General features: G+C 66.2%; 13 protein-coding genes. 3 read left to right on the top strand and 10 right to left on the bottom strand.

Translation table 11 applies throughout. The annotated features are described in order from the left end of the window. Nucleotides 1–22: 22 nt before the first annotated feature. Complete coding sequence (locus tag Poly30_RS22470; protein WP_145202722.1) at nt 23–1261, top strand: hypothetical protein; 1239 nt, start codon at nt 23–25, stop codon at nt 1259–1261. A gap of 4 nt (nt 1262–1265) precedes the next feature. On the opposite strand, the gene Poly30_RS22465 is transcribed toward Poly30_RS22470, so the two are convergent. The 8 genes from Poly30_RS22465 to Poly30_RS22430 form a co-directional block, all read right to left on the bottom strand. Then, entirely contained in the window at nt 1266–2672 is a 1407-nt protein-coding gene (locus tag Poly30_RS22465) for an ATP-binding protein (RefSeq protein ID WP_145202719.1), read from the bottom strand. Then, nucleotides 2669–4651 carry an ATP-binding protein gene (locus Poly30_RS22460; protein ID WP_145202717.1) on the bottom strand — a complete coding sequence of 661 codons (1983 nt, stop codon included), beginning with the start codon at nt 4649–4651 and terminating at the stop codon, nt 2669–2671. Before Poly30_RS22460 ends, Poly30_RS22465 begins: the two co-directional genes overlap by 4 nt. A 9-nt stretch (nt 4652–4660) precedes the next feature. Further along, nucleotides 4661–5143 (bottom strand): hypothetical protein, encoded by a 483-nt coding sequence (locus Poly30_RS22455; RefSeq protein WP_145202714.1) that lies wholly within the window; start codon nt 5141–5143, stop codon nt 4661–4663. Between the two features lie 96 nt (nt 5144–5239). Next, on the bottom strand, nt 5240–7702 hold the full coding sequence (locus tag Poly30_RS22450; RefSeq protein WP_145202712.1) for an acyl-CoA dehydrogenase domain-containing protein: 2463 nt from the start codon (nt 7700–7702) through the stop codon (nt 5240–5242). A gap of 69 nt (nt 7703–7771) precedes the next feature. After that, nucleotides 7772–8017 carry a hypothetical protein gene (locus Poly30_RS22445; protein WP_145202709.1) on the bottom strand — a complete coding sequence of 82 codons (246 nt, stop codon included), beginning with the start codon at nt 8015–8017 and terminating at the stop codon, nt 7772–7774. 351 nt (nt 8018–8368) lie between these two features. Next, entirely contained in the window at nt 8369–9781 is a 1413-nt protein-coding gene (locus tag Poly30_RS22440) for an IS701 family transposase (protein ID WP_419190515.1), read from the bottom strand. 122 nt (nt 9782–9903) lie between these two features. Next, nucleotides 9904–10599: a TIGR02453 family protein gene (locus Poly30_RS22435; RefSeq protein ID WP_419190514.1), complete on the bottom strand. Its 696-nt coding sequence runs from the start codon at nt 10597–10599 to the stop codon at nt 9904–9906. A 58-nt stretch (nt 10600–10657) separates the two neighbouring features. Then, entirely contained in the window at nt 10658–12526 is a 1869-nt protein-coding gene (locus Poly30_RS22430) for a phosphotransferase (RefSeq protein ID WP_419190513.1), read from the bottom strand. 120 nt (nt 12527–12646) lie between these two features. Here Poly30_RS22430 and Poly30_RS22425 point away from each other — a divergent pair, with 120 nt between their 5' ends. After that, nucleotides 12647–13486 carry a carbon-nitrogen hydrolase family protein gene (locus Poly30_RS22425; protein WP_419190512.1) on the top strand — a complete coding sequence of 280 codons (840 nt, stop codon included), beginning with the start codon at nt 12647–12649 and terminating at the stop codon, nt 13484–13486. A gap of 356 nt (nt 13487–13842) precedes the next feature. Here Poly30_RS22425 and Poly30_RS22420 read toward each other — a convergent pair whose 3' ends face one another. Continuing rightward, a complete protein-coding gene (locus tag Poly30_RS22420; RefSeq protein WP_145202694.1) occupies nt 13843–14487 on the bottom strand; it encodes a hypothetical protein in 645 nt (214 codons plus the stop codon). 660 nt (nt 14488–15147) lie between these two features. Here Poly30_RS22420 and Poly30_RS22415 point away from each other — a divergent pair. Further along, the gene (locus Poly30_RS22415; protein ID WP_145202691.1) at nt 15148–15891 is read left to right on the top strand and encodes a hypothetical protein; all 744 of its coding nucleotides are present in this window, start codon (nt 15148–15150) and stop codon (nt 15889–15891) included. A gap of 345 nt (nt 15892–16236) precedes the next feature. On the opposite strand, the gene Poly30_RS22410 is transcribed toward Poly30_RS22415, so the two are convergent. Next, nucleotides 16237–18789, bottom strand: coding sequence for a CHAT domain-containing protein (locus tag Poly30_RS22410; RefSeq protein WP_145202688.1), 2553 nt, complete (start codon nt 18787–18789; stop codon nt 16237–16239). Nucleotide 18790: the final 1 nt, after the last annotated feature.

Here is an 18790-nt window from a genome sequence, read left to right as displayed (position 1 = left end):
CTCTCCTTCTGGTGATTCGCCCATGCTGTTCCTCTCTCTTGCACTCGTCAGTTTCGCAGCCCTCGGCAGCCCGGCTCAGGAAGGAGCGGGAACGGCGAACCCCGACGCTCGCGAGCCCATGGCTGTGGACGCTGCTATCCGGGTCGCGGCCTTGTACCTGCTCGGGACCCAGGAACACTATCTTCCGGATCCACCCGTCGGGGTCTTGCCCGAGGATCGACTCGCCGACTGGCAGAAGAAAGAGGCCGACCGGCTCTCGAAACGGCAGGGCGGGGACGATGCGGCCGAGTGGCCCTATGAGGGCGTCTATCGCGTGGGCCGCGACCGACACATTCCGTCGGGGTATCGCGTGGGAGGCAGCGCCATCGTGGCCCAAGCGCTGCTCGGCGCCGGGCTCCAGGGAGAGGACCTGGTCGCCGCGCGCGCGGCGGTCAAGCGGTCCGTCGACTTCGTGATGAAGGCCATCGACGAGGACCCCGAGCTCGCCCGCGGACCGAAATCAGGCTACGACGTCCGGGGGTGGGGTCATGCGTACGGAGTCCAGCTCTTGCTGCTCGCCCTCGATCACGGACTGGTGGAGGGAGAGGAAGCCGACGAGGTCCGAGGAGCCATTGACGATCTGATCGACAGGCTGAGGGCGAACGTGACGGAGCAAGGGGGTTGGAACTATGCCACGCAGGATGCGGTGAGCCCTTTCATGACCGGAGCCACGCTGCTCATCCTCTTCGATGCGAAGGCGCACGGTTTCGAAGTGGAGGCGAGCTTGATCGAGAAGGCTCTCGATGGCCTGGAACTCGGTGTCACGAAGCAGCAGAGCTACGCCTATTCGGGCCGGGCGAGTGGGGACGTGGCGATGCCCGGTTCGGCCGCGCGCTCCAGTGTCGCGACGCTCGCGCTCTTCCTGGCAGGACGCAGGACGGAAGGGGATCTGAGAACCGCGATTCAGGGCTTCTTCGACGGCTGGGACGACCTGCTCGTCCGTAAGAGCCAGCAGGGCACCCACAAGGCACCCTATGGAATCGCTCCCTACTACTTCTTCTTCGGCCATACCTACGCGGCGTTCGCCATCGAGGCGCTGCCCGAGGCAGAGCGTGCGGCGCGCAGGGAGGAACTCACGGCTCTGCTCCAGAAGACCCGTGCTGCGGACGGTACGTGGAACGATCGAATCTTCCCGCGGACGTCGTCCTATTCGACGGCGATGTCGATCCTCGCGCTCCGCGCTCCGGAGCTTCCGCCGATCGCGCGCTGGGAATCGCGATAGGTCCTCAGCCCGTTCCGCGCTGGTTTCCGCTTCCGGGCCAGTTCTCGAAGGCCGAGGGCTGGTGGTCGGAGCGGGTCTCGACGCTGCGGTCTTCGCGCTTCACTTCCAGGCGAAGCGTGAAGGTGCAGCCCTCGCCGGGCAGGGAGTCGAAGTGCACGTCTCCGTCCAGCAGCCTCGCGATCTGCTTGGCGACGGTGAGGCCCAGCCCGCTGCCTTCCGCGAGGTCGCCGTTGGCGCGCGACGAGAACGGCTCGAAGACGTGCCCGACGCGCTCTTGCCCGATGCCGCGGCCGGTGTCGGTCACGTCGAAGCGGAGCCGCACGCGGTCCCAGCTCTCCGTCGGTTCGGTGCCCACGGAAAGGTGAACGCGCCCGTCGTCCGTGTAGCGGATCGCGTTGTCGATGAGCTGGCAGAGCACCTGGGACAGGCGCGCCGGGTCCGTCTTGACCGTCGCCGGAACACTTTCGTTCATCCGGATCTCGAGGATGAGGCCCTTGGCTTCGGCGCGGCTCCGGAACGTCTGCTCGACGTCGTCGATCACCTCGCGCACGCTGCAGAGGCGCGGCTTGATCTCGAGCGTGCCGGCTTCCACGTGGGTGAAGTCGATGACCTTGTCGACGGTCTCCAGGAGGCGCTGGCTCCGATCGAGAGCGTCGTCGAGGCCCTCGGTGCGGCCGTCCTCGATGAGTCGGTCGAGGATGGCGTTCAGGTGGGTGCTGATCTCGCTGGTGAGCCGAAGCATGAACTCCGACTTCATGGTCGACATGCGGTCGGCGCTGGCCTTCGAGGTCGCGAGGGCCTTGTTCAGCGTCTCCAGAGAGGAAGCGTAGGCGCGCGCCTCGGTTTCCTTCTGGCGCACCGCTTCCATCGCGCTTCGCTCGCTGGCAGCGGCGTTCCACTTGGCGGAGAACGCAGCAGCCGTCTGGCGAATCTCGGCCGGGTCGAAAGGCTTCTTCAGGATGAGGAGCTTGTCCGTATGCCCCAGCTGCGCCACCGTCTCGTCCCACGAGTAGTCCGAGTAGGCGGTACAGATGACGCAGTGGAGGTCGGGATCGACCTTCCAAAGCTCCTTGATCGTCTGGATCCCGTCCCAGCCCGGTGGCATCCGAACGTCGACGAAGGCGACGCAGTAAGGATTGCCCTCGGCGATGGCAGCCTTCACGAGATCGAGGGCGTGCATGCCCTGGAAGGCGCTCTCGAGTTCGTAGCTGATGGGTGCTGCGGGGTTTGGCTTGGCCGAGATCGGCTCGGCGCCCGCCGCGCCCGCAGCCGCGTCCTTGGCGCCGAAGAAGGCGGCACGCGCGCTCTGGAGATCGGTCGGCTCAGCGGTCGCTGGCGACAGGATCTTGCGGAAGTCGTCGTGGATCGACTTGGTGTCGTCGACGAGCAGGATGCGTTTGTTCTTCTTCACTTTGCGCCTCCTGATCCAAGGCCTGAACCCACGGAGCTACGCTCTGCGGCTTCTCGTTCTTCACTACTCGCACCCGGGGGATTCATGGGGAGTTCCAGTACGAAGCGGGCGCCGCGGCCTCTCCCTTCGCTCGTTGCGTAGAGCCTTCCACCCATCTCGGTGGCGGCGTTGACGGAGGAGTGAAGGCCAAATCCATGGCCTTCTTCGCGGGTGGTGAAGCCCATGTTGAACACCCGCGTCAGGTCATCTTTCTCGATACCGATGCCGGAGTCCTGTACAGCGATGAACACCTGATCCTCGCCCTTGGCGCGGATCTCCAGGATGAGTTCGCGGGGACCGCTGACCGAGTACATCGCCTGCCTGGCGTTCTGCACGAGGTTGACGAGGATCTCCAGCAGCTTGTGCTTGTCGAGCTTGATGTTCTGCAGATCGTCGTAGCGCCTGACCACCACGAGTTCCGGGTCGACGCCCTGGACTCGCTGGGTGATGCGAAGCGCCTCGTCCACGCGCTCCGATAGATCGGTCGGCTCGACGAGCTTCGTACCCTTCGCGAGGCTCTGCTGACTCTTGATGAGTTCACAGATGTGATCGATTCCGTCCGAGAGCGAGGTGACCTCGGTCCGGATGCACTTCTGTTCCTCTGCGAGCTGGACCACGAGGGCCGAAAGGAAAGGCTGGATGTGCTGGCCGCGCGGGTCCTCGGCGAGGAAGCGGGGGAGGTCTTCCTTGTTCTCGGTGAGCACCTCGGAGAGGCGCTCCAGATCGTCGATGCACAGGCCATCGACGCGCTGGGAGACCAGCGATGCCGAAATGTTGACGCTGTTCAGCACGTTGCCGACGTTGTGAAGAATACCGGTGGCAATCTCGCTCATGCCCGCGGTTCGGGCGGTCTCCACCAGGGCGGAGCGAGCCTGCTCTAGCTTTGCCATCATCTGGTCGAACTCCGACGCCAGGACGCCAATCTCGTCCTCGCGCTCCATGCCGAATTTGGCGCGGAAGTTCTCGTCCAGCCCGGTTCGGACGGCGTGGTCCGTCAAAGCCTTCACGGGCTTGAGCACGACCCGGTTGACGATGTAGAGCAGCGCCAAGAGGATGACGAGTCCGAGCGTCGCGTCCGTGATCGCGCCCGAGAGGAGCGCGGTCTTACCCGCTGCCGTGATGTCGCGATCGACCTTCGCCCGAATGATGAGCTCGGGGATTCCGCGGAGTCCATCGATCGAGGCGTAGATGGAGAGGCTCTTGCCATCGCCGCTCGTCTCGAGGATCGGCGCGGGCGAGGACGTGACCTCGTCGAAGACAGCCGCGACGTCCGGCGGGAGAGCGGCTTTCCTGTCGAGCTGCCACGCGGCGAACTCGACCTCGGTGCGCTGCTCGACGCGATCCGAAAGCCCATCGCGAAGGAAACGGCCGACGATGACGTAGCCGCGCTTCTTCACGCCCTCGCCCGTGACGACCTGGGAGGACGCGAGGAGGGGGCCTTTCTCCGTGGAGAGGATGCCCGAGTGATCGATGCCCTTGACGTCGGGCGAGCCCGCCGCGAAGTAGCTCAAGAGGGCGTGGGAAGGGCTCAGCTCCGAGCGAGGGAACTCGAGTAGATCGATCGGTTCGCCCGTCTTGGGTTCGATGACCTGACTGGCCATGACCCGGCCATCCAGATCACAGAAGAACAGGAGGTCGATGGCGGCCCCCTGCAGTTTTCGGGGCGTCAGGTGCTCCTGGACGAACCCAGGGCGACTCCGGGCGTCCTGAAGGAACTCGGCTGCGGGATCCGAGACCGCGTAGGTCTGGGCGATGCGCGAGACTTCGTCCACCTCGGAACGGATGGCGTTCTTCACTCGACGAAGATCCTTGTCCGCCTCTGCCGTCTCGATGTTCTCGAAGAGCGAGCTGAACGCTCGATTCTGCACGAATCCTCCCACGATGGAGAGGGACAGAATCAGTGCCGTCAGGATGGCAGCGATCTTGGTCGACAGCGACATGAAGGACGCCTAGGCGGCACGTTCCTCGCAGTGGTCTGCCGTGGTCGTGTCGCTCTCGCTGGCATCGTGGGCTCCGTCCTGACGAAGCGGAGCCGTGCTCGAGTTGATCAGGGCCGCGAGGTCCTTCAGCTCGTCACCATCTCGCAGCGTGAAGTCGCCGGGGTTCTCCCCGTTCTGCACCGCCAGGAGGAACCGCTCGAAGCGGTAGAGGGGGCCTGCGATCCGGAAGGTCGAAAGCACGCCGACCATCAGCGTCAGCGGCAAGAAGACGGCCGCTGAGATCAGGACCAGGCGAATCGCCAGGTCGTTCGTTTGCCCCAGGAGCAGAGCGCTGTCGTTGGGCATGGTGTTCGCCACGTGATGCAGCGATGCCGTCAGAAGCGCGGACTGGAGGAGCAGCATGAGCGTCACGAGCCCGACGAAGATCCCGCTCATGCGGAGCTGGAGTCGGGGCTTGATGAGCTTCTTGCGGCGCTTGTAGGGGCGAGACATGGCGGAGAGGCGCGGTAACCGCACCGATGCGAGTCATCGACCGGTACAGCTGAGGTTCTTGAGAGCTTGGATTGGCTTTGGTCTCGAAACCGAGGTTCAGCCTGTGGGGCGAAGGGCGGCGTCGGTGGAGGGCGCCGTGGACCTGGAAACGAATTCCGATGCGACGGCCATGCATCCGCGGATCTTGGCGACGTCCGCCGCGGAGACGATCCGCCTCGCGACCGCGAGGTCGAGAACGGACTGGAAGTCGTCGTGGGGCAGCTGGCCCAGGGACTGAGCGCGCTGAATGCAGGCGATCGGAACGCGACTCGCGGCGGCCAGGCGAGACGCCTGGCGAATCGGCGCCGTGCCTCCGTTCGAGGCATCCCCCGGATAGGACTCGGCCGTCAAACGACGGAGAATCTCCGGCGTGGCCGCCATGGACGCCGCGACGGACTCGGCGAGCTCCGCCGAGGGGCCTTCGCAAGCGACGTGCGACGCCCTGAGCGCGATGCCTGCCGCGAGTCGAGCCAGCGTGCCCGTGAGCGAGCCGCGCGCGGCGGCCAGATCCGTCGCCGCGTCGGCAAATTCGGTCCGTGCCGCGAACTCGAACAGATCGCGCTCCACCGGCTGGCATCCCATCAGACGGTCGGCCACGGCCAGCGCGGCACAGACGGTGAGGTGCTCCTCCACGTGGGCGAGGTGGACCTCGACGGGCGAGGCGCCGGACGTCCGGGTCCCACGGCGGAGCGCCGAGGTCTTCAGAACCGAATACGCTCGTCCGAGGCGGACGAACCGAGCGTTGGGATCGGATTTCGCGGCGCTGGAACCACCAGGAAGCGCGTCAGACGCCAGCTGGCACGCCCCGAGCGTCACGGACACCCAGAGTTCCCGAAGGCTCCTGGCTCGTGCCCGATCGAAGGCCGCGAAGGAGGCTTCCTGTACGGCCTCGAGGCTCGAGCGATACCAGCCAGGTGCCCATCCAGAGGAGGCCGGGTGCCCGCAGGCAAACGGGAAAGGTGGAAGCGTGGCCCAGCGGCTCGGGACCAGCGGAGCGTCGACGCTGGCGTCGCCGGGACAGCCGAGGGCATGCTCCAGCTCAGCGGCCAGTCGGAGGGCGCCGGAGTGGATGGCGATCGCCTCGGAAGGGGACATGGCGCGCTCGTCGAGGATCAGCGCCGCTGCCTTGGGAAGCGCGGTCGCCCTCAGCGTGAGTGAGCCGAGGTCGGCGTGGCGCCAGGCCTCGATGGTCTCGCCGTTCATCACGTTCTTCAGGATCGCGCTGGAGCCTTCGATCGCGGCCTGTCGCTGAGCTTGGCCTGCGAGTAGCGCTGCCGCTCCGACCGCATGGAGCCCTCCAACGAGCCGATCGGCGGGTTCGTCGGCCGATCCGATGCCAGCCTCACCGCCGAGGACCTCTTCCAGGCCGACGAAGGTATCGACGAGTTCCAGGGACCCGCGCAGCGGCTGGCTTGCGAGCCTGTCAGCAGGCCTGGCGCCGTCGAGGACCGAGAGTCCGCCTTCCGCGCGCAGCAGAACGCACGTCCTACCGAGCAGGCGCTCGCTGGCTTCCTCGTCCGGTCCCGCGATCAGCCCATCGGGGTCTTCCGTCGGAACGAGGAGCGCGATCCGCGTCGCGGCGCCCACCCCGACGACGTCCTCGATGCGGCAGGAGATCCGGAGGCCGAGAACCTCCCCGCTTCCGTGGTCTTCCCTGACGACCCGCGCCGTGGCTCGCTCCATTCCACGGCCGGTCCAGGCGGCGGCCAGAAGCTCACCGCCGGTGGTCGCGTCATGGCGCGTGCCAGGCGATCCCAGCGTGACTTTCTGATCGTCGGTTCCCAGGGCAGCGACCAGCTCGTCGAGCCCGCTGAACCATCGCCAGGCGAGCCCGAGCGCGGCATCGATCGAATGACTGGCGGCTCGCAGCACGAGATCCGCGCGATCAGCGAGGGTCAGCCCCTGCGGATCACCGTCCGCCTCCGCGATCGGCTGACCGAGCTGGAGGAGGGCGGCCCAGGCATCGGGGGAGAGTTTCGGTGCCTCCGAGGTGTGGGTCGCAGCGACGGAGTCGAGGGCCGCATCGAGCGACGCGATGGCCTGCCCAAGGGGGCCCGGGACATGCCGGTCGATGGCGCTGAAGTGCCCGTGTTGATGGATCAGACGATTCACGCTTCCGGGACTCACCAGGAGGTCGGTAGCCGACCCCCAGGCATCCGTGCGACCGCTCAGGGAGGCGTCTAGCAGCGTGGTTTGCCATCCCGGAGCTGACACGAGGCTACGCGTCACCACCTCCGGTTCCAGTAGACACTGGTCCGCCCAGGTGCGTCGCCCGAAGAGCCGCCTTCGAAGGGACGGAACGCCCGTCAGAACGGTGATCGTGCCCAGGGCCAGCGACGGCTGCCACCACGTCGGCGACGACACCGTGCGCATGAAGCCGCCCGTGCCATCAGCGAGGAGGGACCAGGCCGCATCGCCCAGGTAGAAGCCCAGGGTCGCTGCCACCAGACCGTGCCAGGGGCGCCCGCGGGCGGCGAGGACGACGGTCGTCAGTCCAGCGAGAGAGAGCGTGATCCACATGATTCCCGCTGGCTATCGACACAATCGACGCCAAGGTCAAATCACGCGGGGTCATTTCCGCTGGACCGGTCAGCGGGGGAACTGAAGGAGTCGACCGCGGTAGGCCTTTGGATCACGGCTCCGCCGGTCGCCCGAACTCTGTTCGTACATCCGTTTCCACGCCTCGGGCGGACCCGACACGGAGGGCGACATCGCCTGAACGTCTTCCTCGTGCACTTCCGTCCGGGCCACCGTGGACCGGAGGGCGAGCCATAGAAGCGGCGCTAGCGCAGCGGAAACCCAGTACTCCATGTCCGAAGCGTAGGTCCTGGCCATGAGGCTTTTCTTAACGTCTTGGCCGGTCCGAGGTCACGACGATGAGGCTGACTCGCCGGAAGGCCGAGCAGGGGGGCTGGGGGTCCTCAGGGGACTGGGGGGACCGGGGGGACCGGGGGGACCGGGAGGACTGGGGGGCCGCTGCGGGGCCAATTTTCCGAGCGGAGCTAGTGCCCCGAATCAGAAGTTCGTCGTATTAGTTTCAGTCTGTTTCGTTTCGTAGCAAGGCGTCCGAACCGCAGTGCGTAGCAGTAGTTCCGTCCAAGGTTCGGCAACGCAGCTACGGAGCGAAACAGGCGAAACTAATGCGACGAACTTTTGATTCGGGGCACTAGTCTAGAGTTTCGCCATCTAGGCAGCGGCCATCAGATCCCAAGGTAGCAGCCGCAGAATTTTGGCGCGTGCTGAGCGATCCTCAGGATGCGGAGAAAGTCGCCGCGCCAGAAGGTCGCGCCTGAGTGCTGCAAGCATGTTGACGACGCTCGGTGTAGATTTGCTCGTGTGCCAAGGCGCAGCCTTCCGCGCTTCGGCAACGTCACTGTCTGCTCGATCCATCTTGATGTACGTGATGACCACGATCGCGTAGACAAAGCCAGCGAGCGGAGCTGTTCGCCGAATCGCATGCTCGCCCTTGGTCCCCAGTGGATCGGCGCCCGGAGTCTTCTCTCGGGGTCCGATCCCTCGACCCCATCCGTTCTGAGCATCTCCCATGCCGAAGAGTTGCTTGAGGTCCCGGAAGCTGACTTCGATCAACCAACGTCCGGCCATTCTCTCAAGCGTCGTCCTGACTGATGCTCTCAGGTCCGTTGTGAAGTACGCCCTGTCCGCCAGTCGACCTGAGGGGTCACGAGTCAGGATGAGCTTGATCGGACGATCCCCGAGTGCCTTCGTCCAGTGGGTCGTGAAGACCTTGAACTCCAGCGTGACAGTGCGACCGTAGATCCACACCTTGGCTCTCTTCCACTTGCCGCCCTTCCTGCCGAACCGTTCTTCGGGCGATGCTTCGCGAGCTCCCTTCTTGCGAGGACGCCCCTTTCCTCTGTATTTCTTTACTGGGCCGTGTAGCGCGGCACGCTTGTGGATGGGTCCGACAAAGTCGATGCCGGATGGAAGATCCTTCAAGAGCGTCTGGCACGCGTACTCGCTGTCTCCTGCAAGTATGAGTCGTTTCTGCCGCGGAACGGTCGCGCGCATCAACTCCAGCATCTCTCGCGCCAGCTCAGTGCGCTTGCTGTACTTCTCCTCTGGGCAGAGCTTCTTGGATCGATACAACCGGAAGAGAACCGGGATCGCGATCGCTCGACGTTCGCCCCATGGCAAGGGGAGCTTGATGGCCATGACGACCCAGTTGTGGCCGAACGCAAAGCAGGGTGATGGTCCGTTGATCCCACCTCTCGATGAACTCGCGCCGTCGTGATGCATGCCCGCGCCGAAGAAGCGTGCGCCAGTCCGGTGGCAGAGTGTGTCGTCCACAGAGATCTCGATCTCCTTGGAGTCGATCATCTCCACAAGCAGGAGCACCAACTTCTTCGACAGGGCATCCGGCTCCCAAATAGCTCGGCTCAAGAATCGATAGAGAGTGGAGAAGTGGCATCTCTCCAGCGATCCGCTCGCCATCACCACTCGACTGATGGTGCGCCGACCAACCGACATCATCCAGCCGATCGCCAAGCTGACGAAGTTCGCGTAGCTGCTGCTGCTGAAGCAGTCCTCGAAACGCCGCAGTACAGATTCCAGTTCACTCGAGATACGATGGTCACGCACGGTTCCCCTCCGTTTACGCGGTACTTGTTTTTCACAAGCAATTCATCGCGGGAGGGGCCGTGCTCCTTGCTCTCGACTCGGGGAATTCCTGTCGGCGGAGGGGGGCCGCGGATGGCGAAACTCTAGACTAGCGCTTCCTCGATGAAGAGAAGCCAGGGACGGACGGCCTGCGCGAAGTTCAGCGTCTCCTCGATCACGCTTCCGTCGCGCCATTCCTCGACCCGCATCGGCCGCTCGGCGACCGGATCGACCTGTCGAAGATACGCGGCGATCGGGCGATCGGCCGCCTCCTCGAACCCGCGAGGAAGGCGCTTGAGCGAGCGTTCGGCCACCAGCGGGCAGCCCGCCGCTTCCAGGCCACTCGCCATCTCCAGGAAGCGTGCTTCCCGCGCCATCATCGATTCGCGCAAGGCAGCGAGCGACGCCGCAGGCTGGAGGAACGAACCCGCGCGAAGGAATCCGCCAGAGCGATCGAGGCGCACATGAATGGACGCCCGGGTTCCGATCCGCGCGCCGCCCTTCGAGAACACGGCCTCGACGTGCTCGTGGAAGGGGCGTCGATCGGCGGTGAAGCGCAGGTCCCGCTGCATGCGAAAGACCGTTTCCTCACCACCACGGAGATCGAAACCTTCCTCCCGAAGGCGGCGTGTGGTCTCCTCCAGGTAGTCGATGAAGGGCGCTCGGAGATCCTGGATCACGGAAGGACGATGCTCGCGCATCCAGCCGGACTCGTTGTTCTCTTCGAGGGATCGAAGCAGGGTGAAGGCCCGCGCCGGCATGCCGCCGAAGCCCGTCGATGGTTCATTGGATCGTTTCATGGTGGTGCCTGTCCCAGGCATGAAACGATCGTTCGAATCGCGGACCGGTTGCACCGCCTCAGAAGATTCCGAACTGTCGTCGGACCCAATCAGGTCGCGAGTAGTCCCAGTTCCGCTCGGCCATGCCCGCCACGAAGAGCGGGTAGGCCTCCAGGTAGAACGCCAGATCGTTCACGCCGAGCCCGGAGTGCTGAAGGTACGCATCGAAGGCCTCTTGCTCGTGGGGCCGTCTCTCCCGAGGGTCCAGCAGCGCGCGCCACGCGTCACCGAAGGCACCGCCGACCTCCTGCTTGCGCTGGTGCACGACGAGGTGCAGGAGGTCCACGAACGGCAGGAAGCTCTCTTCGCTCGCGCCCCAGTCGAGATAGCCGAGCACCGAGCCCGTCTCGTCGACCTGGACGTGCTTCCCCCGAAGATCCGCGTGGTAGACCCCGAGCCGAACGTCCGACCCGATCAGCCGCTCCTCGACGCGGGCCCGGAGCGCCTTCAGCTTCCGCGCGGTGGATTCGGTGCGGATCAAGCGCTCGACCCGATCGAAGCGCGGCGTCAGGAGCCGTGCGCGGAAGTCCTCGTCCAGGTGGGTGGGCGTCTCGTCGAGGAGGCAAGCCATGTGGCGGGCCGCGTCCTGGAACATTCGCCGGGTCAGCCTCAGGTCTCCCGTGACGTCCGTTCCGCTGAGCCCCCCGAGGCGCCGCTCGACCGCGACACGGGTGCCCTCCAGCTCGCCCACGAAGAGGGGCTCCGGGACGGGGATCGAGGGGAACTCACGGCGGAGCCGTGCCAGCCAATCGTGGTGGGTCGCGACCATCTTGCGCTTCGCGGGCTGCAGCGGGAAGTGGAGCGTCCAGCGCCCCGGCGCGCCCCGGGGATCCCACGCCCCTTCGTCCTGGCGCGGCGCCGTGTGGATCAGCGCGTCGTTGCTTCTCGTCGCCACGAAAATGTCGGCGACCGGCGGCTCTTCGCCCACGATCCCGGCGAGCCGCTCCAGCAGCCGTGTGAGTCGATCCACCGGGGGCTCGGCCCGACGCCTCGCATGGATCGCGAACGACGGCGTCAGCCACCGGAACAGGCCGAGGCCATGGCCGATCATCTTCAGCCGATTTTTGCGTTCGCGCGGGCCGATCGTGAGCCGCGGAACGTCCGCGTCCAGCGCCACCACGTGACTGAACTCGAGGGCGTGGGGGTAGAGCGAGAACGCGCGCGCGCTGGGCCACGCATCTGGTTTCCCAGTGGACTTTACAGCTGACTTTGCAGCTGGCCTTCCAGCCGACCCTACGGCGCCCTGCACGAGGGCACGGGTCGTGGGGAGCGTCGCCTCGCCGCGAGAGGGCGCGAGCAGCTCGCGGACCAGCACACGGGGGTCCCGGCGGAAGTCGCCGCGCCGCCCGGTCGAGCGCTTGTAGCCCATGCGGTTGTCCGCCGTGACGACCAGCTCGGCCGCCGCCACGCGCCGGAGTTCTTCGAGCCGGAAGGGCCAGCCCGTCTTCGGAGAAGGCAAGCCCCCCTCCAGCACGACGACCTCGAACGCGCGATCACGGAAAGGAAGGGTCGAGTGGTCGCCGCCGAGGACCGCGGTCGTCGTGTCCGGTGCCAACGCGTCACCGCGGTGGACCGCGAACGAGGAGCGCAGGAAAGACCGATCGAGCACGGTGACCTGGAAGCCGAGCGTGGCGAGCGCGAGCGGCGTCCCGGAGAGGGCGTCGCCGATGAACAGGGCGCGCCCCTGCGCGGCTTCCAGCAGCAGCGCCCAGGCCCCGCGGCTCTCCTTCATCAGCATCATGAGCGCGTCCGATTCGTTCGGCGGCAGCTCATGCACGAGCCGCTCCAGTCGCGTCTTGAAGGAGAGCGTATCGGCCGTGACCACGAGCTCTCGCAGGCCGGCGGCCAGTTCAGTCGAGAGCTCGGGTTCATTCGGTGGGTCGGGCACCCACGCATGATGGGCTTCTGGCGATCAAAGGGCGAGCCGCATGCGCTCAACCGATGGAGACAGCGTCGTTCTGCGACAGCGACCTTTACGTGGCCCGCGGGTCCGGCCAGCATGACGCCCATGCGAGTCGCCACTCTCGAGATCGACATCCTCACCGGAGCCGTGGACGCCAATCTGGCGGCCGTCATGGCCGGAGTACGAGCTGCCGCCGAAGCCGGGGCCCAGCTCGTCGCCGTTCCCGAGATGTGGCCGACCTCCTTCGTGCCGGGCGCATCAGCGCAGGACCTGCGCGAGAGCGTTGCCGCGGTGGAATCGCTTGCGCAGCTCGCGGGAGAGCTGGGGATCGTGGTGGTCGGCTCCGCGTTCGGTCCAGTGGGCGGCGAGGCGCCGCTTCCGAGCAATCGAGCTCACGTGCTGGGGGAGGGCCGCGTCCTCGCGTTCCACGACAAGGTGCACCTCTTCTCCCCGACGGCCGAGCACCTCGCGTTCCGGGCGGGCGACGATCCGCCGCCCGTCGTGGAGCTTCCGGGAAGCGACGTGCGCCTCGCTCCGATCATCTGCTACGACCTCCGCTTCCCCGAAGTGGCGCGGGCGGCCTTCCGCCGCGGCGCCGAGATCCTTGTGGTGGTGGCGCAGTGGCCAGAGTCGCGGGCCCCGCACTGGCGCGCGCTCCTGCGCGGTCGCGCGGCGGAGCTGGAGGGCTTCGTGGTCGCGTCGAATCGCATCGGGACCGCGGAGATCGGACGGCGCAGGATGAAGCTGAACTTCGTGGGCGATGCCGCCGTGGTCGGGCCAGGTGGAGAGGACGTTCCTCGGACGCTCGCGAGCACCATCGGCCGCGGCGGTTCTCGGCTCTCGGTCCACGAGATCGATGTGGAGGAAGCGCGCGCGCTCCGGCGCGCCGTGCCGGTGCTTCGCGATGACCGTCCCGAGCTCTTCCCCGGTTGGATCGGCAGTTAGTGCCCCGAATCAAAATTTCGTCGCATTGGTTTCGCCTGTTTCGCTCCGTAGCTGCGTTGCCGAACCTTGGACGGAACTACGGCTACGCACTGCGGTTCGGACGCCTTGCTACGAAACGAAACAGACTGAAACCAATACGACGAACTTCAGGTTCAGGGCACTGGAGCGGGAATTGAGAAGCAGGGGCCGTCGCTGCGCGACGTCCCCTGCGTTCTTTCCCATTGGATTTCGCCGGAGTCGCAGCTGAGCGACTCACCGGTTCATCCGCTTCTCTTCTCTTCTCTTCTTCTCACTAACCACCGGATCGGCCGCGGTGCCCTGCGCGAACGCGGACCCCCGGAGCGGCCGCTCCGTGTTCAGATGACCGGCAGCTTCTTCTTGCCGAGCTGGCGGCTCTTGTCCCTCGTGCGGTTTTCCGCGGGAACCGGGACAGGGACGTGGGGCGCCGGTGCGGCTACCGCAGCAGGTGCGGTCGAAGTGTTCATGGCAGGCACCATCAGGGATCGCTTCGTCGTGACCTTCGTCAGCGAGCGCCCGCCGTGGCGCGGCATCCAGCCCGCGAGGGTGGTCTTCGTCCGCTCGATGAAGACGCTGGTCGTCGCGGATTCCACCTGGGCGCAGTCGAAGGTCCCCGTGGAGAGGAGCATCCCGTCGACGCTGCGTGCGATGAGCTCGATCGACATGCCGTTCGCACCGCTCACCGGAATCGGAAGCAGCGCGCACTCGAACGGACGCAGGCCGCGGACGCGAACGAGACCGCGCTCGCTGTTCGTGAAGACGATCCATTGCGGCTCGTTCACGAGGCTCTTCGCCTGAAAATGCGTCGAGGTGATCTGGATCTGCGCCGGTACATCGGCCGAGCGGATCGCTCCCGGAAGGCTCGACTCAGGCGACGGCACCTGGGGTGCGATCGAGGGAGCGGAGTGGGGGGCGGCGCCGAGAAGGGCGATGGAGTGGAGCAGGGTGAGCAGCATGGCGGTGGGCGGGTCTTGACCCGGCATGCCGCCTGTATCGTCGCGGGACCGGATTCGCTTGAGGGCCCTTCCGCGTCAACGGGAAGTTTTTTCTCCGGTCAGTGGTGAAGTGGACCCGGCAAGGCCGGCGTTGCGGGCGACGGCTGCCGATCGCCCCCCTGGACCGAGCCACGTGGATCGCCCCCCACGGCACTGGCAACGTGGATAGGCCCATGGCCCAGACGCTCTCAGCCCCATTCATGAGGCGCTGTATGCCAAGCGGCTTGCGGTTCCGTTCCTGAAGTTTGACCTTTCGCGGCAAAAAAAATGGCTTGACTGGCGGTCCATTTTCTTCCCTCGCGTTCTCGCTGACTGAGGCAACGGGTACGGTGGGTGGCGACTTTCGTTCTGACTGGAGTCCCGCTGACCTCGCATCGAGATGGCATCGACCACCCATGGGAAGGTCCGATTGGCGGGACTCGTTCGCGGCTCGCAACCCTGTGGATCGAATCAGCGCAGTGTTCAAGGATGCGCTATCCGTGGCGCTCTTTTGGCCTTCCAACTCACTCGTGGGACGCCCCCATGCTTGGCAAGAAACAAACCACTGCACTCACCGCGGGAGCGCTCTTGCTTCCGATCAGCTATTGGTGGATTCAGGTTGGTGGGTCTGAACCTGCAGGAACGCAGAGCCTGGTCCATTCATCTGGGATGACCGAGGACGTTGCTTCTCTGGGCCATCCCGGTCCTGAGACTCAAGACCGTCTCGAGGTCACCCGGGAAGTCCACGAGAACCAGCTAGCTTCTGGACTTCTCGAGGCGCCTGCCGCGTCGGAAACGGCGCAAGAGGAACTTGACTCACGGGGTCAAGACCTGGAGTTCGACCTGAAGACGCTGTTCGATTCCTCGTTGAACGAAACCCCGCCGACGCTCACCGAGGTGGAGCAGGTTCTGCAGAGGGTCGCCGACGGCATCACCGTCGACGAGTCATCGCTCCAATACAGCGAGAATGGAACGCTCCTGGCAGGCCGCGTGACCATAGAGGGCACGGAGCTGACGGGCAGTCTCACCATGGATGGAGGAGCCCCGAGAATCAGCATCCCGGTCCGCATGGTCGAGAAGGGCCATTTCTTCATGCGGGCCTTCGATGTCAGCCTCAACACGAAGGAGGGGAGCGTCATCGGCGGCACCACGGTGATTCAGCACCACCCAAACACCCTCCAGGACGCACCAGCCCCACCCGCGGGGAACGAGCCTTTCGTTTGCGGGTGGTCTCTCTCCAGCGACGGAAGCGCAAGCACCTTCACTCCCACAGAGGCGGTGTTCCTGGGCCAGTCGGAGGGGTGGTCCATCGGGAGGCTGGGCAATGTGGACGCCGAGGCTCATCCTGGCTATTCCAATCTGGCGGCCTTCGATGAGATCTACGCCAGGTTGGCTGGGCACCTGAGCCAGTAGATGAAGGGTGCTCTCACTGGCCTCGTTGGCCTCCGGCTCTTGGTCCCTTTCTCTCGCCGAGTCCAGCGTCCGGCTGCGCCAAATGTATGGCGATCTACAGCATCGAGCTGGACCGAGTGGTTCAGACCTGCCCGGACGGCTACACCAACGGTGGACTCAGCTGCCAAATCGTGGGAGCTTACTGCCGCACGGTCGGTGTCTGCAGCCCCGGTGGCTGAGACGGAGTGCTCCGAGGCGCGGCCCCCGGGGCGATACGCTCCAGACCGCAGTCTCGCGAGCCCATGGAATCGCAAGGATGGCGACTTCGACGGATGAACCCATGTTTGGTTCCTCGAGGCCTTGGGTCTACTCCAGAGCCCGATAGGCTGCCCACTCCGAAGGAGCGGCGCCGAGCTGCCACAGGAACTCCCGGGCTCTCCGTGTCGCTTCCGCCGGGCTGGCGCCCCCGAGGAGCGCCGCGTGCAGGCGAACCGATGCACGCTCGGCGGCGTGGTCCTGGATCGGCCACAGGGTCACGATGGCCGCCCTCGTGCCACATTCGAGCATGGTCTGCGCGAGGCCCCGGACGCTGAGGCCGTCGATGCTCACGCCGTCTGCGGATCCACAGGCCGTCAGCGTGACGAGCGGCAATCTGGGCCGCAGCTGCAGCACGTCATGCGCCGAAACGAGTTCATCACTGGAGACGACGAAGGCCCAGGGGGCGACGCTTACGCGCCCGGTGTCCCGGGGAACCGCCGCCACATGGGTCGCGAGGTGCAGCGGGCTGCTTCCGCGCAGAGCGGCCTCCAGTGCGGACCGAGTCAGCGCGTCGCCCGTCACCGCTCGCCAGCGAGGATGAAGTGCCCCGATCCGCTCGATCTCCCGGCGCGCGCCAGGCAGCAGGGCGTGATCGCGGGTCGTAGGGGCGCCGAGCGCCATCCACTGTGCGCGCTGACCGTCGAGAGGAGGCGCGAGGTCCTCGCCGTTTCGCAGGGCGGTCATCACGGTCAGCGCTGTGCTGACGCCGAGCGGCCTTGGATCGTGTCCCACCAGAAGCGCTTCCAAGGGCATCCGCTCGAGCACACCGTGCGGCGCGAGTACGAGCGTCGCGCTGCTCCCGGCCCGTGACGCGAGCCTCGACTTGAGCTCCGCTGGGAGGAGCGCTTCTCCCATCTCGACCGCGAGCGCGCGCCAGGCTGGATCCGAGGCGCTGTTCGAGGTTGCCGTCAGCGCATCGCGAAGGCGCTCGATCCCGCGCTCCAGTCCGCGGCGTCCGATCGGGATGGAGGCGGCGCTCGCGCGGCCGTCGGGCGCGACATGAACCGCCAGGGTTTGGTCCGCACCCACCATCCAGGTCACGTACCCGAGATCGGTCTTCCCTGCGAGGTCGAGGATGGCCGCTTCGCAGTCACCGCGCCGCTGAATCGGCGCATGGGCGGACTCGAAGAGCCCGGCGGCGCGCAGCGGCGATCCGGCTTCGACGTAGGCGCGGCCAAGGGTCTCCACCGCCGACAGGCCGAGCCACTCCCCGACTCGGCTTCCGCTCGTGACGGTGGCGTGGCGGCTGCCGTTCGCCCGGTGGCCGTCGGGAGGGGCCTCCGCATCGGACCGTGCCGCGGCCAGCGCTTCCTCCAGCGGCAAGATCGCCTCGTCGCAGCGACCGAGGGCGAGCAGCGCACGACCCTCCAGCGTCAGGCGCTCCGCGCGGCTGACGGCACTCGTTTCCTCCCATCGAAGTGCGCGGACGAGGGCGAGCGCCTGCTCGGGTTCGTTCGTCTCCAGATGAATCGTCGCCCGCGTCAGGTCAGCGATCGTGCCCTGTGATTCACCCGTGGACCCTCTCGCGGCCGCGTCCGCTAGCTCCATTCGCTCCCTCGCTCGATCGAACCTTCCGGAGCGCATTTCGGCGGCGCTCACGAGGTTTCGCCACTCTTCCCAGGCTCGCTCGGAGCCCGCCCCAGCCGCCAGCTCCTCGTCGAGTTCGCTGGGGGGGAAACGCGCCAGCCAAGAGAGCGCACTCTCTCCGTCGTCGACGAAGAGCTTCTGGGCGGCAACTTCACGGGCGAGTGCCCAGCAGCTCTCGGGAGCGCGGAAGGTGGCCAGCTGGTCGAGTAGATCCTCGGCGATGAAGAGTGAACCGCGCTCACGCGCGAGGCCGATCAACCCGAGCAATCCGCGCTCTCTCCATGCCAGCTGATGCACCCGTTCGGCGACGACGTCCATCTCCATGAAGCGGTCCTCCGCGGTGTCGAGGTCCGCGCGGAGAAGGGCGCAGCGCGCCAGAATCCAGAGCGGTTCCAGCGTCGGCGTCACCTGGCCTGCGCGACGAAAGAGTTCGAGCGATCTCGCGGCCTTCTCTTCGAGGGCGCGGAGTTCCGCGCGGAAGGCGGGCCCCTCCGGCCCGCGCCCCTGCTCGAGCGGCCTGACGCCGAGGCGTGCGTCCAGAGTGAGCGCGTGCGCGTGCACCGGGACATCCTCGAGCCCCTCGCATCGAAGAAGGAAGCCCTCCAGTTTCTGGCGCACGATCGGCAAACGTTCGAGATCGTCGGTACTGAGTTCCGCTGCCTCCTCGCGAAGAAGATCGAGTTCGTCTTCCAGCGCGATTCCCCGGGCGAGCGCGGCGGCATTCAGCCCCTGGTAGAACGCCGCGATCTCGGCAGGGTCGGCGCGCTGGTGCCGTCTTCTGAGCTCTTCAGCAGCGGCCAGGAGCGCCGTGCGAGCGGAGAGATCACCGCGCCTGTAGGCGTCGAGTGATTCGATGAAGCGGGTGGCCGCGACCGTCAGGTCGGCGGCGCCGTCCCTCTCCGCGGTGGTCGTCGAAGGTGGATCGCTGAGCGGCGTCCCGTGGCCGCTGGCGTGAGTCGCGTGGAGAAGTGCGCTGAAGATCAGCGCCAGCGCACACTGCGAACCACGCCGCATG

The sequence above is a fragment of the Saltatorellus ferox genome, assembly GCA_007751475.1.
Lineage (GTDB): Bacteria > Planctomycetota > UBA1135 > UBA1135.
Note: the sequence above shows the minus strand (reverse complement) of the source record. Positions and strands in the feature narration are given on the sequence as shown.

Coding starts and splice junctions, on each gene's coding strand:
- Poly30_RS22470 (WP_145202722.1), top strand. CDS start 23: ATGCTGTTCCTCTCTCTTGCACTCGTCAGTTTCGCAGCCCTCGGCAGC.
- Poly30_RS22460 (WP_145202717.1), bottom strand. CDS start 4,651: ATGTCGCTGTCGACCAAGATCGCTGCCATCCTGACGGCACTGATTCTG.
- Poly30_RS22455 (WP_145202714.1), bottom strand. CDS start 5,143: ATGTCTCGCCCCTACAAGCGCCGCAAGAAGCTCATCAAGCCCCGACTC.
- Poly30_RS22450 (WP_145202712.1), bottom strand. CDS start 7,702: ATGTGGATCACGCTCTCTCTCGCTGGACTGACGACCGTCGTCCTCGCC.
- Poly30_RS22445 (WP_145202709.1), bottom strand. CDS start 8,017: ATGGCCAGGACCTACGCTTCGGACATGGAGTACTGGGTTTCCGCTGCG.
- Poly30_RS22435 (WP_419190514.1), bottom strand. CDS start 10,599: ATGAAACGATCCAATGAACCATCGACGGGCTTCGGCGGCATGCCGGCG.
- Poly30_RS22425 (WP_419190512.1), top strand. CDS start 12,647: ATGCGAGTCGCCACTCTCGAGATCGACATCCTCACCGGAGCCGTGGAC.
- Poly30_RS22420 (WP_145202694.1), bottom strand. CDS start 14,487: ATGCCGGGTCAAGACCCGCCCACCGCCATGCTGCTCACCCTGCTCCAC.
- Poly30_RS22415 (WP_145202691.1), top strand. CDS start 15,148: ATGACCGAGGACGTTGCTTCTCTGGGCCATCCCGGTCCTGAGACTCAA.
- Poly30_RS22410 (WP_145202688.1), bottom strand. CDS start 18,789: ATGCGGCGTGGTTCGCAGTGTGCGCTGGCGCTGATCTTCAGCGCACTT.